This window comes from Pseudomonas sp. FW305-E2 (assembly GCF_058782925.1).
This window is the reverse complement of the sequence record NZ_JBYSYE010000002.1, coordinates 57,833-73,293: the sequence shown is the minus strand read 5'-3', so window position 1 is coordinate 73,293 and position 15,461 is coordinate 57,833. Positions and strand designations below refer to the sequence as shown.

19 protein-coding genes are annotated in these 15,461 nt (G+C 62.4%); 13 read left to right on the top strand and 6 right to left on the bottom strand.

The genetic code is table 11. The annotated features are described in order from the left end of the window. The first annotated feature begins 139 nt into the window (after nucleotides 1–139). The 5 genes from AC3WLP_RS02975 (at nucleotide 140) to AC3WLP_RS02955 (ending at nucleotide 5,027) form a co-directional block, all read left to right on the top strand. On the top strand, nucleotides 140–1,129 hold the full coding sequence (locus tag AC3WLP_RS02975; protein ID WP_088512282.1) for a universal stress protein: 990 nt from the start codon (nucleotides 140–142) through the stop codon (nucleotides 1,127–1,129). A 95-nt stretch (nucleotides 1,130–1,224) separates the two neighbouring features. After that, on the top strand, nucleotides 1,225–2,184 hold the full coding sequence (locus AC3WLP_RS02970; RefSeq protein WP_088512283.1) for a ribose-phosphate diphosphokinase: 960 nt from the start codon (nucleotides 1,225–1,227) through the stop codon (nucleotides 2,182–2,184). Nucleotides 2,185–2,372: 188 nt separating this feature from the next. After that, complete coding sequence (locus AC3WLP_RS02965) at nucleotides 2,373–2,966, top strand: GNAT family N-acetyltransferase (RefSeq protein WP_012052715.1); 594 nt, start codon at nucleotides 2,373–2,375, stop codon at nucleotides 2,964–2,966. Next, nucleotides 2,963–3,322, top strand: coding sequence for a cupin domain-containing protein (locus AC3WLP_RS02960; protein ID WP_003253997.1), 360 nt, complete (start codon nucleotides 2,963–2,965; stop codon nucleotides 3,320–3,322). The genes AC3WLP_RS02965 and AC3WLP_RS02960 overlap by 4 nt, the downstream gene beginning before the upstream one ends. A 67-nt stretch (nucleotides 3,323–3,389) precedes the next feature. Beyond that, nucleotides 3,390–5,027, top strand: a complete 1,638-nt coding sequence (locus tag AC3WLP_RS02955; protein WP_012052716.1) for a mechanosensitive ion channel family protein — start codon at nucleotides 3,390–3,392, stop codon at nucleotides 5,025–5,027. A gap of 205 nt (nucleotides 5,028–5,232) precedes the next feature. Here AC3WLP_RS02955 and AC3WLP_RS02950 read toward each other — a convergent pair whose 3' ends face one another. After that, entirely contained in the window at nucleotides 5,233–6,120 is an 888-nt protein-coding gene (locus tag AC3WLP_RS02950) for a MerR family transcriptional regulator (protein ID WP_012052717.1), read from the bottom strand. 153 nt (nucleotides 6,121–6,273) lie between these two features. Here AC3WLP_RS02950 and AC3WLP_RS02945 point away from each other — a divergent pair, with 153 nt between their 5' ends. The 7 genes from AC3WLP_RS02945 to AC3WLP_RS02915 all read left to right on the top strand — a co-directional run bounded on the left by AC3WLP_RS02945 (nucleotide 6,274) and on the right by AC3WLP_RS02915 (nucleotide 11,779). Beyond that, entirely contained in the window at nucleotides 6,274–6,720 is a 447-nt protein-coding gene (locus AC3WLP_RS02945) for a PAS domain S-box protein (protein ID WP_012052718.1), read from the top strand. A 102-nt stretch (nucleotides 6,721–6,822) separates the two neighbouring features. Next, on the top strand, nucleotides 6,823–7,245 hold the full coding sequence (locus AC3WLP_RS02940; RefSeq protein WP_003254001.1) for a nuclear transport factor 2 family protein: 423 nt from the start codon (nucleotides 6,823–6,825) through the stop codon (nucleotides 7,243–7,245). Next, entirely contained in the window at nucleotides 7,242–7,994 is a 753-nt protein-coding gene (locus AC3WLP_RS02935; protein ID WP_088512284.1) for an SDR family NAD(P)-dependent oxidoreductase, read from the top strand. The genes AC3WLP_RS02940 and AC3WLP_RS02935 overlap by 4 nt, the downstream gene beginning before the upstream one ends. 6 nt (nucleotides 7,995–8,000) lie before the next feature. Then, nucleotides 8,001–9,248 carry an NAD(P)/FAD-dependent oxidoreductase gene (locus AC3WLP_RS02930; RefSeq protein ID WP_088512285.1) on the top strand — a complete coding sequence of 416 codons (1,248 nt, stop codon included), beginning with the start codon at nucleotides 8,001–8,003 and terminating at the stop codon, nucleotides 9,246–9,248. Further along, the gene (locus AC3WLP_RS02925; RefSeq protein WP_014756355.1) at nucleotides 9,245–10,054 is read left to right on the top strand and encodes a DUF1365 domain-containing protein; all 810 of its coding nucleotides are present in this window, start codon (nucleotides 9,245–9,247) and stop codon (nucleotides 10,052–10,054) included. Before AC3WLP_RS02930 ends, AC3WLP_RS02925 begins: the two co-directional genes overlap by 4 nt. Continuing rightward, the gene (locus tag AC3WLP_RS02920) at nucleotides 10,029–11,291 is read left to right on the top strand and encodes an SAM-dependent methyltransferase (RefSeq protein ID WP_088512286.1); all 1,263 of its coding nucleotides are present in this window, start codon (nucleotides 10,029–10,031) and stop codon (nucleotides 11,289–11,291) included. Before AC3WLP_RS02925 ends, AC3WLP_RS02920 begins: the two co-directional genes overlap by 26 nt. Beyond that, nucleotides 11,291–11,779 (top strand): DUF2878 domain-containing protein, encoded by a 489-nt coding sequence (locus tag AC3WLP_RS02915; protein WP_088512287.1) that lies wholly within the window; start codon nucleotides 11,291–11,293, stop codon nucleotides 11,777–11,779. The genes AC3WLP_RS02920 and AC3WLP_RS02915 overlap by 1 nt, the downstream gene beginning before the upstream one ends. On the opposite strand, the gene AC3WLP_RS02910 is transcribed toward AC3WLP_RS02915, so the two are convergent. From AC3WLP_RS02910 to AC3WLP_RS02890, 5 genes are read right to left on the bottom strand one after another with little or no spacing between them, the layout of a single operon-like run. Further along, nucleotides 11,717–11,899 (bottom strand): DUF2256 domain-containing protein, encoded by a 183-nt coding sequence (locus AC3WLP_RS02910; protein ID WP_003254007.1) that lies wholly within the window; start codon nucleotides 11,897–11,899, stop codon nucleotides 11,717–11,719. The two genes, AC3WLP_RS02915 and AC3WLP_RS02910, sit on opposite strands and share 63 nt — an antisense overlap. Continuing rightward, nucleotides 11,896–13,422 (bottom strand): cryptochrome/photolyase family protein, encoded by a 1,527-nt coding sequence (locus AC3WLP_RS02905; RefSeq protein WP_014756352.1) that lies wholly within the window; start codon nucleotides 13,420–13,422, stop codon nucleotides 11,896–11,898. The genes AC3WLP_RS02910 and AC3WLP_RS02905 overlap by 4 nt, the downstream gene beginning before the upstream one ends. A gap of 8 nt (nucleotides 13,423–13,430) precedes the next feature. Beyond that, nucleotides 13,431–13,736, bottom strand: a complete 306-nt coding sequence (locus tag AC3WLP_RS02900; RefSeq protein WP_012052724.1) for a DUF6482 family protein — start codon at nucleotides 13,734–13,736, stop codon at nucleotides 13,431–13,433. Further along, nucleotides 13,733–14,269 carry a DUF3833 domain-containing protein gene (locus AC3WLP_RS02895; protein ID WP_012052725.1) on the bottom strand — a complete coding sequence of 179 codons (537 nt, stop codon included), beginning with the start codon at nucleotides 14,267–14,269 and terminating at the stop codon, nucleotides 13,733–13,735. The genes AC3WLP_RS02900 and AC3WLP_RS02895 overlap by 4 nt, the downstream gene beginning before the upstream one ends. A gap of 2 nt (nucleotides 14,270–14,271) precedes the next feature. Then, entirely contained in the window at nucleotides 14,272–14,808 is a 537-nt protein-coding gene (locus AC3WLP_RS02890) for a chalcone isomerase family protein (protein ID WP_012052726.1), read from the bottom strand. 159 nt (nucleotides 14,809–14,967) lie between these two features. Between AC3WLP_RS02890 and AC3WLP_RS02885 the strand changes: the two genes are divergently transcribed. After that, nucleotides 14,968–15,459, top strand: coding sequence for a DUF1543 domain-containing protein (locus AC3WLP_RS02885; RefSeq protein ID WP_088512288.1), 492 nt, complete (start codon nucleotides 14,968–14,970; stop codon nucleotides 15,457–15,459). Nucleotides 15,460–15,461 lie beyond the last annotated feature (2 nt).

The window sequence follows — 15,461 nt, the reverse complement described above, 5'->3', positions numbered from 1 at the left end:
AGATTACTCGAAGCAGCTTTAATGCCTGCAGGACGACATCACTGCTGATCAGCTGTACAACAGCGAACAGTGTTGATGCGCAGCGAGAAACATGCCGAGCTCTGCGACCCGGTCATGAGTACACCGCATTCAGCCAATCTTGATAAATATCAAGGTCATCGAGCCCCACTGCGTCACGCTTGGCCTGAACCGGTGGGCCTTCATCGAGGCTGCCACCGCGGTGGAGGCCATCATGAATACTTACTCAAGACTGCTGCTGATCTGCCATCCAGACCTGCACCCTTCGCCTGCCCTGACGCGTGCTCAAGCGCTGAGCAGTGCGACAGGTGCTACCTTGCACCTGGTGGCGCTCAGTCAATTGCCCTCGCGCCTGGCAACTCTGGACCAGGTGCTACGCAAAAACGCCCGCAAGCAGGACGCCGAGCATCGCAAGGCTTGGCTCGCTGAGCAGGTGAAGGCGCTGGGCGAGCTGGGCATTACCGCCTACGCCGAGACACTGGACGATCAAGACCCGCTCAAGGACTTGATCCGGCTGGCCCAACTGCACCGGGTCGGGATGGTGATCAAGGACATCCAGCACGAAACCGCCTTGAGCCGTGCCCTGCTCACGCCATTGGACTGGCAATTGCTACGCCGCTGCCCGATCCCGCTGCACCTGGTAGCCCAGGCTGAAACGCAGCTGCCAGCGCGCATACTGGTCGCCGTGGACCTGGTCGAGCACGACCCGGTGATCGACAAGCTCAACGACCACATCCTGCAATCGGCACAGGCACTGGCACAACGCTGCAAGGCGCAGCTGCATTTGCTGCAGGCCTACGAACCCAGCGCCAGCTTCGTCGCCTATGCCGCCGCACCCGTGGCCTGGACCGACAAACTGGTCGAGGAAATGTCCGGTCGTGCGCGCGAGCGCATGGCGACGTTCGGCGGCCGTTATGGCATCAAGCCAGATCACCTGCACCTGGTGCGGGGCGCTGCCCGTAACGTGGTCAGCGAATACGCGAACCAGCAAGGCTTCGATGTGGTGGTGATGGGCACGCTCTACCACGAGGGGATGAGCAAGGTCGTCGGCAGTACTACCGAGCAAACCCTGTACAAGGTTCACTCCAGTATTCTGGCGATTCACGGTTGAACGATCGCCCGCTGGCTATGCTCGACTAGATATTCATCAAACCGCACAGTGCCATGCAGCTCATGTTGCTGTGAACGACCTCTGGAGCGCAGGGCATGAATGACACACCGCCGTTACTGTTCGCCTTGCAAGGCAGCCAGGCCTATGGGAATGCCGTGGCGCAACGCCTGGGCAGGACACTGTCTGCACATGAAGAGCGCGACTACGAGGACGGAGAGCACAAGTGCTGGCCTGGCGAATCGGTGGACGGTCGATCGGTCATCGTCTTCCACTCGCTGTATGGTGACGCGCACCACAGCGCGCATGACAAGCTATGCCGGTTGTTGTTCTTCTGTGGCGCGCTCAAGGACGCTGCTGCCCGCCAGGTGACGGCAGTCACGCCTTACCTCTGTTACGGTCGCAAGGACCGCAAGGTGGAGTTTCAGGACGCTATCATCACCCGCCATGTGGCTCGGCTGATGGAAAGTTGCGGCGTGGACCGCATTGTGGCGCTGGACGTGCACAACCCCAGCGCCTTCGACAACGCCTACCGAATCCCGAGCTGGAACCTGCAATGCACCCCACTGTTCGCCCAACGCCTGGCCCCGCTCCTCGGTGAGCAGGCGGTCACGGTGGTGTCGCCAGATATGGGTGGCGTCAAACGTGCGGAGCAGTTTCGCCAGGTCCTGGCGCACCTGCTGGCGCGCCCGGTCTCGGTGGCCATGATGGAAAAACACCGCCAACAGGCAGGCCTGAGCGGCGAACACCTGGTCGGTAACGTGGCAGGCAGCACCGTTATCGTGTTCGACGACCTGATCAGTACGGGGCAGACGCTGCTGCGCGCTGCCCAGGCCTGCCGGCAGGCCGGAGCCAGCCGCCTACTGGCTGCGGCCACCCACGGCCTGTTCACCACCGGTGGCGAGCTGTTCGACAGCGGCGCGTTCGAACGGGTACTGGTGGCCGACAGCATCGCCCCCTTTCGCCTGCCCGTGCGATGCCTGGCGCAACTGGATATCGTCGATACCAGCGCCTTGGTCGCCGAGTTGCTTGCCAACCGCCCGGGCACTGGCGCATGACCCCGGTGCAGGTGGCGCCGGCGGAGCGTCCCTGCTCCTGAAATCGGTCGGGCCATGAGGCGTGTCGCAGGCCATGCTGATGGTGTTCGCGCAGAGCATCATGGGAACCGCTATAACCGTCTACCCTGCCTCCCTGCCAAAGGCGTAGCCCTTGAATACTGCCCCCCGGCACCATGGGAGCACTGTGCATGCCTATCGACTTCAGACCCGCTCGAGTCTCGGACGCGCATGATATTGCGCGCTTCTTTCAACTGACATCGGAGGGCATGGCCGATTACATATGGAGCAAGCTCGCCGCACCTGGAGAAGCCTTGCTGAGTGTCGGTGCGTCTCGCTATGCCAGAGAACAGGGCGACTTTTCATACAAGAACTGCCTGATGGCCACTTTCGAAGGGCGCGTCATCGGCATGATGCATAGCTATGCCTTGCGCGCAACGCCTGACAGGCCAGTCGAGACCGACCCCGTCCTCGCGCCTTATTCCGACATGGAAATACCCGATACCTTGTACATATCCAGCCTGGCGCTGGATGAAGCCTGGCGGAGCCAGGGGCTGGGCGCCCAGTTTCTTCGCCACGCCCAGCAGCGCGCTGACGACGCGGGCCTTGATGGGTTGTGCCTGATCGATTACGCAGAAAACCATGGTGCACGCCGCTTCTACGAACGTCATGGTTTTCAAATTGTTAAAACCTGCCAGATCGTTCCGCACCCGATGCTGGGCGTCACCGGTGAAGCCTATTTAATGTATCGCCCTACTCACAACGTGCTCGAGAAACAGCCATGAACCAGAAACTGACCGTGTTCCGCGAACTGGATATCCAACCGCTGCGCGACCTTCCGTTTTTTGAAGAAGTCCTGGAAGGTACCCCTCACACGCTGACGTCCAAGTACTATCACGATGAACAGCAAGGTCGCATTTCCGGAGAATGGGAAGCCAGCACCGGGGCGTGGCGCATTGACTACAAAGTCTGGGAGTTCTGCCACGTCCTGAGTGGATGCTGCGTCATTGAGCTTGAGGGTTGCGCCCCGGTCACACTGGCCGCTGGCGACACGTTCATTATCGAACCGGGCGCCAAGGGCAAATGGACCGTAGTGGAAGACATGAAGAAGAACTTCGTGATCCTCGTGCCCGCGAACTAAGCCACTGAATGCTGGCTGAAGCCGACTATGCTGGTAGCAATCCACACGCCGGCACAGGGGCTGTTAAATGGGCAACAAGCGCAGGTTCGGGCGGGCTGCTGGGCTAATGCTACTGATCCACGTGCTGTTCTCGCCCCTGCTCCATGCGGACACCCCTCAGCCTGGGCCAGAGATAGAGGGTGTGATTGCCGAACCCGCGCCGCTGACCGTCATCAACCGCACGGTGCTGGTCTTTCGTGCGACGCTGCTGGGCGAAACACCCACGGTGCGTGCCCAGCGCGCCAAGAAGGTCATCGAGGATACGCTTCAGGAAACAAACGATCTGGAGGTTCGCGTCGACCCTATCCTGCACAGCTACCTGGTGCTGCTGGGCGGGCGCCGTGCATTCATCGTGACGCCACTGGATGCTGCGGCCGATACCATTACCACAGGCGAAGCCGCCGAGCAGGCCGCCGAGAACCTGCGCCTTGTTGTCGAGGAAACCCGCCAGGCGCGTAGCCTGCGGTTCTTGCTCACCGCGATAGGCTACAGCGCTGCAGCAACCTTGGTCTTTTTCATGCTGGTAAAGGCCGCAGGCTACTGTCGACGCAAGCTCCTTGGACTGCTGCCTAAACTGATGGGCAAACACTCCGAGCGCCTTAAGGTCGGCCACACGCAACTGTTCGACCTGCAGAACCTGTACTACCTGATCGACCGCTCACTCTGGCTGCTGTACTGGTTGGTCGTGTTGTTGTTCTGCTACCAATGGCTGGGCTTCGTGCTGTCTCAGTTCCCCTACACAAGGTCTTGGGGGGAAAGCCTCAATATCCACCTGATGGCGCTGCTCAACTACCTGATCAGCGGTATTTTGCGTGCCATGCCCGGCCTGGCCGTTGCATTGTCGATCTTCTTCATCGCCCGGGGCATCAGCGCTTTCTCCAAACGTGTGCTAAGGCGCATGGCACGCCCGGGCACATTGAAATGGCTGACCGCCGAAACCTTGCAACCGACCATGCGCCTGACGTCGCTGGCGATCTGGCTCTTCGCCCTGGTGATGGCCTACCCCTATCTACCCGGCTCGGGTACCGATGCCTTCAAGGGGTTGTCAGTGTTGCTCGGTCTGATGGTTTCACTGGGGGCGACCAGTGTCATCGGCCAAGGCGCCGCCGGACTGATTCTCACCTACACGCGCACGCTGCGCGTCGGTGAATTTGTACGTGTGGGTGATTACGAGGGCACGGTGACCGAAGTGGGCATGTTCACCACGACCATTCGCACCGGGCTTGGCGAGGTGCTGACACTTCCCAACTCGATGATTACCGGCTCGGTGACCAAGAACTACTCACGAATCGTGCAAGGGCCAGGCTATGTGGTCGACACCGTGGTGACCATTGGCTACGACACCCCGTGGCGTCAGGTCGAGGCGATGTTACTGGAAGCGGCTCGGCGCACCGACGGCGTGCTGCAAACGCCCATGCCCCAGGTATTCCAGACGGCACTGTCGGACTTCTACCCCGAGTATCGATTAGTGGCCCAGGCCATCCCGTCAGAGCCCAGGCCACGCGCGCAGCTTTTGAGCCTGTTGCACGCCAATATCCAGGACGTGTTCAACGAGTATGGGGTGCAAATCATGTCGCCTCACTACCTGAGCGATCCCGAGCAGCCCAAATGGGTGCCCAAGGAGCAGTGGCACGCGGCCCCGTCCAAACCTGAAAACACCGCGTGAGCAATGAGGTCTCAGGTGCCGGTCAGCGCAATGATCACCGGCCCACAGACCGCTAACAGGACATTGGAAACGGCGTAGCAGACGGAAGCCGATGACCGGCGTGTTGCTCCCCGACTGCTTGAGGATCTTGTTCATCGACGCCGATAAGGGCCAAAAGCATGCCGAGCAACGACCCAACCACCCTGAGCATCGCGCAGGGCCAGGCTCAAACGTCCAGCGCCCCCCTGAGCAAGGCGTCAAGCACACGCGCGACGTCAGCACCCTGCTCGTCCAGCAGGCACACCGGCAGCCCGTGCAAGGCCGCTTGCACACCGGCCAGCCCCTCGCCCGTCAAGGCCAGCGGACAAGCAATGTCCATCTGCAGGGAGCGCAGGCGCTTGGCCAAGGCAGGGCTCACCGGTGGCTGCAGCGCGATCACCAGTGCCGCTGGCTGCATCGCCGCACACAGCAGCGGGAGCTCTTCCAGCGGCTGCCCGCAGCCGAGCACTTCGATGCGTTGTCGCTCGCTGCTCAACAGCAGCCCGGCGCACAACACCTGGCATTCGGCTTGACCCTCGGTACCCGCCAGCAGCACCCGCGGCGCATCGACCTGGTTCATCTGCAAGCGCAGCAGCAGCCGGGCGCGCAAGAACGTATCGAGAAACAACCATTGGCTACGCTGGCCTGGCGCAGTGCCTGAAGCCAGCTCATGCCAAACCGGCATCAGCACGTCCCGCAGCACCGTGGCCTTTGGCAAGAGTGTGAACAGCTGCCCATGGATAGCTTCCAGCGCCTGCGCATCGAATGCCCTGGAAGCGCGCGCAACGGCGGCGCGCCAGTCGTCAAAGGCCGAGGGCTGCTGCACAGGCGCCTCAGGCTGGCCGGCGAGCCTGTCACCCACCTTGCTGATGGGCAGGCCGTTGGCGGTCCAGCGCAAGATGTCACGTATGCGCTGGACATCCTGGGCCGTGTACAAGCGATGGCCGCCCTCGGTGCGCTGCGGGCGAATCAACCCATGACGCCGCTCCCAGGCACGCAAGGTCACCGGATTGATGCCGGTCAGGCTGACCACATCGCGCATGGGTAGCAATTCGGGTGGGGTGGCGTCGGTCATAACGAGGTGTCATTCAAGGGGTGATACATTCTAAACCCAGATGCACCTTCTGCGGCGAGCCTCCTTGGTTCATCATGCAACAAACAGCGCCAAAAGCTACTGCACGGAAGCCTTTGGCGCACATCGCATACGAAATGCCTGTAGGTGAGCCCCATGATCAATGCAAAACTCCTGCAACTGATGGTCGAACATTCCAACGATGGCATCGTTGTCGCCGAGCAGGAAGGCAATGAGAGCATCCTTATCTACGTCAACCCGGCCTTCGAGCGCCTGACCGGCTATTGCGCCGACGATATCCTCTATCAGGACTGCCGTTTTCTTCAGGGCGAGGATCACGACCAGCCGGGCATCGCAATTATCCGCGAGGCGATCCGCGAAGGCCGCCCTTGCTGCCAGGTGCTGCGCAACTACCGCAAGGACGGCAGCCTGTTCTGGAACGAGTTGTCCATCACACCCGTGCACAACGAGGCGGACCAGCTAACCTACTACATCGGCATCCAGCGCGATGTCACAGCGCAGATATTCGCCGAGGAAAGGGTTCGCGAGCTGGAGGCTGAAGTGGCAGAACTGCGCCGGCAGCAGGGCCAGGCCAAGCGCTGACAAAAAACCTATACAAGGACGTTGACTTGTATAGATAAAAGCTTAGGCTTCAGTTATACCTGTACAACAATTCAATGTTGTACAGGATTCCTGGAGCCCAGTATGTCAGCGTACCTACAGCAGTTCGCCGAGCGCTTCGCCCGCCTTGATGGGGCGAGCCTCGACACGCTGGATAAACTGTACAGCGACGATGTCACCTTCCGTGATCCCCTGCACCAGATACAGGGGCTGCAGGCCCTGCGCGCCTACTTCGAGCAGTTGTACGCCAACGCCACCGATATCCGCTACGCCTTCACCAGCGCCGACGAGGTAAAGCCCGGGCAGGGGTACCTGCGTTGGACACTGCAGTTTTGCCACCCGCGCCTGGCGGGGGGCCAGCCGATCACGTTGCAAGGCTGCAGCTGCCTGCATTGGCGCGACCGTGTGCATTTTCACCAGGACTATTTCGACGCCGGTGCCCTGCTTTATGAACACCTTCCCGTCATGGGCACTGCGATCCGCTGGCTCAAAGGCAGGCTGGCATGAGCCGCTGTTGGCTGACCGGCGCCAGCAGCGGTATCGGTGCCGCGCTCGCACAAATCCTCCTGGAACAAGGCCACCAGGTCGCCTTGGGCGGGCGCAACGCCGACCGCCTTGCCCCGCTGGCCGAACGGTTTCCTGGGCAGGTATTGCTGGCCATTGGCGATCTTGACAACCCGGAGCAGGTCGCCGGCATCGCTGCGCATATCGAGCAGGCCTGGGGAGGCCTGGACATGGCCATTCTCAATGCCGGCACCTGCGAATACCTGGAGCCTGGGCATTTCGATCCGGCGCTGGTCGAGCGCGTCATGCGCACCAACCTGCTGGGCGTCAGCTACTGCCTGGCGGCAGCACTGCCCTTGCTGCGCGCAGGCCAGCGCCCCCACCTGGTGGTGATGGGCAGTTCGGTAACCTGGCTGGCCTTGCCCCGCGCCGGCGCCTATGGCGCGTCCAAGGCCGCGGTGCGCTATCTGGTGGAGTCACAGCGAATCGACCTGGCACGCGAAGGCATCGCGGTCACCCTGGTGAGCCCAGGCTTCGTGGACACGCCACTGACCCGTCGCAACGATTTCCCCATGCCACAGCTGTGGTCTGCGCAGCGTGCCGCCCGGCATATCGCCAGGCGCCTGCCCCGCCGCCCCCTGGAAATCAACTTCCCCGGTCTTTTCACCTGGGTGTTGCGCCTGCTCGGGGCGCTGCCCGCGCGCCTGCGCCTGGCGCTGGGCCAACGCCTCGCCCGTCATGAACAGGAATGATGATCCATGCGTATAGCAATCATCGGCAGTGGCATCGCGGGGCTGACCTGCGCCCATTTGCTGTCACGCCAGCACGAAGTCACGGTTTTCGAGGCCGAGCAATGGGTCGGGGGCCACACCCACACCCTTGATGTGGTCTGGAAAGGCCAGCAGCATGCGATAGATACCGGTTTCATCGTCTTCAACGACTGGACGTACCCGAACTTCATCCGCTTGCTCGACCAGCTCAAGGTCCCTTCACAGCCGACCGAGATGAGTTTTTCCGTGCATGACCCGATGACGGGCCTGGAATATAACGGTCACGACCTGAACACCCTGTTCGCCCAACGCAGCAACCTGGTGTCCCCAGGGTTCTGGGGGATGATCCGGGACATTCTGCGTTTCAACCGTCAGGCACTGGCCGACCTGGACAACCAGCGTATCGATGCCAGCACCACGCTGGGCGACTACCTTCAAGCGAACCGCTATGGGCAACGCTTCATCGATCATTACATCGTGCCAATGGGGTCGGCGATCTGGTCGATGTCTCGCGCAGACATGCTCCACTTCCCGCTCGAGTTCTTTGTGCGCTTCTGTCGCAACCACGGCTTGCTGTCGGTCAACCAACGCCCACAGTGGCGGGTGATCAAAGGCGGCTCGCGCAGCTATGTCGCGCCGCTGTGCCGACCGTTTGCTGAGCGCATCCGCCTCAATTGCAAGGTTTACCGCGTCAGCCGCGACGAAGGTGGCGTGACCCTCGTGAGCGCGGCCGGCACCGAACGCTTCGACAATGTGGTGTTCGCTTGTCACAGTGATCAGGCCCTGGCGCTGCTGGAAAGCCCCAGCAACCAGGAGCGCGCCGTACTCAGCGCCATCGATTACGCCAGCAACGACGTGGTGCTGCACACCGATACCCGCCTGCTGCCACGCCACCAGCGCGCCTGGGCCAGTTGGAACTACCGCCTGGGCGGCCCTGAGCGGGCGCCCGCCGCGCTGACCTACAACATGAATATTCTGCAGGGTATCCAGGCACCGACAACCTTCTGTGTGAGCCTCAACCAAACCGCACTGATAGACCCGGCGCAGGTCATCGCCCGCTTCCAGTACGCCCATCCCCAGTACAGCGTTGCAGCGTCGGCTGCCCAGGCATGCCAAGGGCAACTGCAGGGTCAGCAGCACAGTTACTTTTGTGGTGCCTACTGGGGCAATGGCTTTCATGAAGACGGGGTGGTCAGCGCACTGAAGGTGGCCGCGCACTTCGGAGAGCACCTGTGAACAGCAGCCTCTGCCTGGGCTGGATCAGCCACCGACGGCTGACGCCGCGGGTCCACGCGTTCCGCTACCGGATCGGCATGTTCTACCTGGACCTGGACGAACAATCCTGGCTGATGGGCCTGTCACGCTTGCTGGGACACTGGCGCCTGGCGCCGTTGTGCTGGCGCGAGACCGACTACCTGCCCGCCCTGACCCGCCAAGGCGAATCGCTGGCCCAGGCTGCACGCTTGCTGGTCGGGCAGGCGACGGGGCATCTGCCCGAAGGCCGGGTACAGCTGCTCACGCAACTGCGTTGCTGGGGGCTGTCGTTCAACCCGGTGAGTTTCTATTTCTGCCATGACCGCGACGGGCGCCTGAGCGCGATCCTGATGGAAGTGCGCAACACACCCTGGCGTGAACGCTTTCATTACGTGCTACCGGTGCAAGGCAACCTTGCCAAGCCCTTCAGCGTGGCCAAGGCCTTCCATGTGTCGCCATTCATGCCGCTGGACATGGACTATCGCCTGCGCTTCTTCCTGGACACGGACCATGTACGCATTCAGATGCAGAACTGGCAAGGCGGCACAAAGGTGTTCGAGGCCGACCTCGCCCTGCGCCGCAAGCCACTGGATGGAGCAGCGCTGCGGCGGTATGTCCTGAACTTCCCATGGATGAGCCTGCGCACTGTCTCGGCCATCTACTGGCAAGCGCTTCGCCTGTTACTCAAACGCACCCCCGTGCACGACCACACCACCTGCCAGGGTGACCTGGCACTCGGCCAACCTTGCGAGGACCTTGATGATGTCAAATCCCACCCTGAGCGTTAGCAAGTTCGCAGGCCTTGCGCCACTGCTCGGCGGGCTGGCACGAAGCGCCGTGCTCGCCCAGTTGGGCAAGCTGCGTCACGGCCACCTGCGCCTGCTCAGCCACGGGCAGCAGTGGAGTTTCGGTGATGCCGACAGCCCGTTGCAGGCCGAGGTGGAGATCCTCGATGACGCCACCTGGAGCCTGATCGCCGGCAATGGCTCGATCGGTGCTGGCGAAGCCTACATTCACGGCTATTGGCGCAGCCCCGACCTGGCGCTGGTGACCCGCCTGTTCGTCGCCAACCTCGAAGTGCTCGACGCGCTCGAGGGCGGCCTGGCCCGCCTGGGCCGCCCTGCCCTGCGCCTGCTGCACCGGCTCAACCGCAACGACAAGCGTGGAGCCCGGCGCAACATTCTGGCCCACTACGACCTGGGCAATGCCCTGTTCGAGCGGCTGCTTGACCCCACCATGATGTATTCGGCTGCGCAATTCGAACACCCTGGGCAAACACTGGAGCAGGCCCAGCTGCACAAGCTGGAGCGCATCTGCCAGAAGCTCGAACTGAGACCTGACGATCACCTGCTGGAAATTGGCAGCGGCTGGGGCAGCCTCGCTATCCACGCAGCCACCCGTTACGGCTGCAGGGTCACCACCACGACGCTCTCCGAGGCGCAGTACAGCCATACCCTGGAGCGCGTTCAGGCCCTGGGGTTGGGGCAGCGTGTGCAAGTGCTCCGCGAAGACTACCGCGACCTTCAAGGCACGTTCGACAAACTGGTTTCCATCGAGATGATCGAAGCGGTTGGCCATCGCTACCTGCCGGTGTATTTCCGCCAGTGTGCTTCGCTGCTCAAGCCTGAAGGCCTGATGCTATTGCAGGCGATCACCATCCGCGACCAGCGCTATGCCCAAGCGCAGCGCTCGGTCGACTTTATCCAGCGCTACATCTTCCCCGGTGGCGCCCTGCCTTCGCTGAGCGTGTTGCTCGACACCGCCAGCCGGCACACTGGCCTGAACCTTGTGCACATGGAAGATTTTGGCCTGGACTACGCCCACACCCTGCGACACTGGCGCGAAAACCTGCGTCAGGCACGCACTGCGCTGACGGACCTTGGCTACGATGACATGTTCCAGCGCTTGTGGGAGTTTTACCTCTGCTACTGCCAAGGCGGTTTCGAGGAACGCGCCATCGGTGTTGCGCACCTGCTCTGGGCAGCACCCCAGGCACGCCGCGCGCCCTTGCCTGGCAGTGCCTGATGCGCAGCCGCTGGCTGATCGCCAATGCCCTCTGGCTGCAAGCCGGCTGGTGGGTCTGCGTGCTGGGGGCCGAGCGGCCCTTGTTGTTGCTGCTGGTGATTCCGGGCGTGGCAGTGCACCTGCGCCTGTGCCCGGACATCCATGCCGAGGTCAAGGCGCTGGTGCGCGTCACCTTTATCGGCTGTGTGCTCGACAGCGCGCTGGGAGCACTGGGGGTGTTCGGTTTCGACGCCTGGCCCCTGCCGCTGTGGCTAGCGCTGCTGTGGTTGGTGCTGGCCAGCGGGATGCGTCACAGCCTGGCATGGGCCGGCAGGCACTGGCGAATCGGCGCACTGCTGGGGGCGATTGGCGGCCCTCTGGCCTACGTAGGCGGCGCCAGGCTGGCAGGTGTCACCTTGCCCTTGGGCGCGCTGGAAACCGGCCTGCTACTGATGCCGATATGGGCGTTGGCCCTGCCCCTGCTGGCGCGCATCGCGGCGCGGCGCTGACCGGCGACATCGCTCGGAGCAGTAACGCACCTGCTCCCAACAGCGTGCCCAGCGCTTGCGCCAGGTGAACGGCCGGCCACACACCACGCAAACCTTGCTGGGCAGAAGGCTCTTTTTCATAACGCCTGCCCCGCATCGAGCCGCGCCAGCAATGACTGGCCACGTTGCCACACGGCATCGCGACGGCCAGCGGGCATGCCATCGAGGCTACGATAAACCAGGGCCAGGCGCGGGTTAGCCGAGAGCTGGGGGCGATGGCGAATGAGAAAATGCCAATACAAGGCATTGAACGGGCAGGCCTCCTCTTCGGTCACCTGGTCGACTCTGTAACTGCAAGCCTTGCAATGATCGGACATGCGCTGGATATAACGACCACTGGCGCAGTACGGCTTGGACCCCAGGTAGCCGCCATCGGCGTGCATCACCATGCCAAGCGTGTTGGGCAGTTCGACCCACTCGAAGGCATCCATGTAGACCGCCAGGTACCACTCACAAATCGCGGTTGGCACGATACCGGCCAGCAAGGCGAAGTTGCCGGTAACCATCAACCGCTGGATATGGTGAGCGTAGCCCAACCGCAGGGTCTGCCCGATGGCTTGCGCCATGCAGCGCATGCGGGTGCGCCCGGTCCAGTAGAAATCTGGCAGCGCCCGGTCGTTGTTCAGGTGATTGAGCCCGGCATACGCCGGCATGCGCTGCCAATAGATGCCACGCACATACTCACGCCAGCCGATCAACTGGCGAATGAAGCCTTCGGCTGCATTGAGCGGCACCCGCCCCTCGCGCCAGGCTTTGTCGACGTCGTCGCACAAACGACGCACATCCAGAAGCCCGATGTTGAGCGCCGCACTGATGCGCGCATGAAACAGGTACGGCTCGCCTTCGGCCATCGCATCCTGGTAGTCACCGAAAGCCGCCAGGCCGAAATCCAGAAAATGCTGCCACAGCTGTTGTGCCTCGGCGTGGGTCACGGGGTAGTCGAAACCGTCGACGCCCCCGTAATGGTCGCTGAAGCGCTGACGCACCAAGGCCACCACCGCTGCGGTGATGTCGTCTTGCGCGAAATGCGCAGCGAACGGGCCACGCAGCTGCCGTGGCAACGGTTTGCGATTGTCGCCATCGAAATTCCAGGCCCCACCTGCCGGGCTGCCGTCAGGCTCCATGAGCAGGCCGGTTCGCTTGCGCATGCCACGGTAGAAGTGCTCCATACGCAGCTGGCGACGTTCTGTAGCCCAGCGCCCGAAGGCTTCACGGGAGCACAGAAAACGCGTGTCGCGAAACCACACAAGCGGCAGTGCGGCATCACGCAAGGCCTGCTCCAGGCGCCACTCACCGCACTCGGTCAAGTGAATGTGGGTGGCGCCCAAGGCTTGTTGCCATCGACGCAACTCACCCACGATGCTGCCGCTGTTACCCTCGGCATCCAGCTCGACATAGTGCACCTGCCAACCCCGTTCACGCAGGGCCTGGGCAAAATGCCGCATGGCGCTGAAGATGAGAATGATCTTCAGCGGATGATGCGGTACGTATCGGGCCTCCCCCTCCACTTCCGCCATCAGGACCGCATCGCGAGCAGGGTCAAGGGACGCCAGACTTGCCAGGTCGAACGACAGTTGGTCACCCAGCACCAGGCCCAGGCGCATCGTCCGGGCTACCACTGGCTGGTGAGCGTTACCGGTACGCGCAGCGGCGCGATGGGGCCGTCGCGTTGTCCGCACATCTCATCGTGCACCACCTGCTGCACCAGCATGCATGGCACCGGCGGCAGGTCGACCAGCAACTGCCGCAGTTCGGTCGTGGAGCGCACGCGCACGGGCTGCCCCTGGGCATCGCTCAATGTCACAGGGCCGGCGTCGGTCAGGGCGCGCAGGAGGTAGAAGCCCCCCTCTAGCGACAGCAGTTCAAGTTCCTTGGCTTCGCCGGTCGAAACCAGCTGGGTCAGCGCGATCAGGTTCATGGTGTGCCCTCTGGCAGGCGGCGGAAGAACAAGGTGATCTGGCCAATCTCAACGCCCAGCTTGCTCATGCTCGAGCGGTTGATCAGGGTGTCGTTATCCATGAGGTACATCCAGTCGTCCAGGTCTACCTGCCAGTGCCGCCCATCGACCGGCAGGTCCAGTTGATAACGCCATCGCAGCGCGTTGCCCGCCACTTCGCCACGCGCCTCGCCGATCACGTCCCCCGCGGTTCCCCGCCAGCGCCCGGGGCCGTCCGGCACCAGCGTCCAGGTACGTTGCTGGCGTGTGCCATCGCTATAAAGAAAATGTTCGTCGAGGATCAGCCGCTCACCCTCGCGGCGGCTGTCGATGCGCACGTGGAAGCGCTTGACCACCTCCCCGGAACGCTTCTGGAACATCCCCCACGCCTGAACCGGGCGCGAGAAGAACGCCGCCAGGTCCAGCTTCGGCTGCTCCTGGGCATAGTGCTCGATACCGACATTGCCACAACTGCCCAGAAGCAGGCAGGCAGCCAGCAACAGCGCTTTGTACATGTTCAGGCTCCTCGGTCATCGCCAGCCAGCCCAAGCAGCCGCTGACGCAATTGGGGATCTCTGGCCCGCGGGTCAAGCCAGATGGCGAAGAAGGCCCGGGCGAACACCGGATCGTCGATCGCGTGGCTCAGTTTGCCGTCGACGTAAAAGCGGCAGCCCTGCCCCGGCAGGTATAGGCCCGTGATGCGCATACCAGGCGTCACGTCCACGAATGCCTGCTCTATCGCCCTGGTCCATGCCGCGCGTTGCTGTGCCGTCATGCTGCCGCCACCCAGGCGTTGCATTTCCTCAAGGCTGGCCTTGACCAGCGTGTCCCTGGACAATGAACGGTGATAGAGCAGCTCAAGGGCGAACGGTTGGTTCCAGTCCTGAACCGGGCCAACTGCCCATAACCGGGCGGTATACAGCCGCAGGCCAAACCAGGTGAAATCACCGGCGCCCAGCCGTTGCGCCGCAGGCAGCTCCGCTCGCCAGTCTGCCGCCGACGACATGGCGGCTAGCAGCAGGCATAGACAGGTCCAACGTGCAGGGTGCGCCATTCTGACCTCGAGCACTTTGCTAAATACTATACAATAGTAGACGCTTGTACAGATATTTGACGAGTCATGTATAGTTTTTAATGCCCAGCATGCATATTTCTGCAAGCCTCGCGCCCCGTTATCGAACACCCATGAAAGTCGAGATAGAAGGAATTGCTCATGCTGTACGTCGTCATGCTCGGTGGACGCCACCCACGGGCCAATATCGAGGTCCACGATGTGTTGTTCGCGCAGGCGGACTCACTTGAACAAGCTTACCCACATCTGCGCCGAGCCTGGTTCGGGAGCCGAACGGGCCTGCACATCGACGCGTGGATGGAAGTCCACGGTATTGACCACTACCGCCTCGAATTCAGTCAGGTAGCGCCTGGCCCACACGATCCCAGGTTGTTCTTCATCAACCTGGGCGGCTACGAGCCCGGGGTGTTTGGCGAGGCACACCGCTACCTGCTGGTGGTGGCCAGGGACAAGGCCGAGGCCAAGCAACTGGCCAAGCAGCGCCTGCAGGCAGACTGGCTCAAGCCGCATACCGATGCGGTACTGGACGTCGACGATTGCCTGCCGATCGACTGGGTGAACGGCCGTTACGTGCACTTGATCGAAGGGCCCCATGACGGCTTACGGCAGTACAGCGACTATATCCTGCTGTGAGC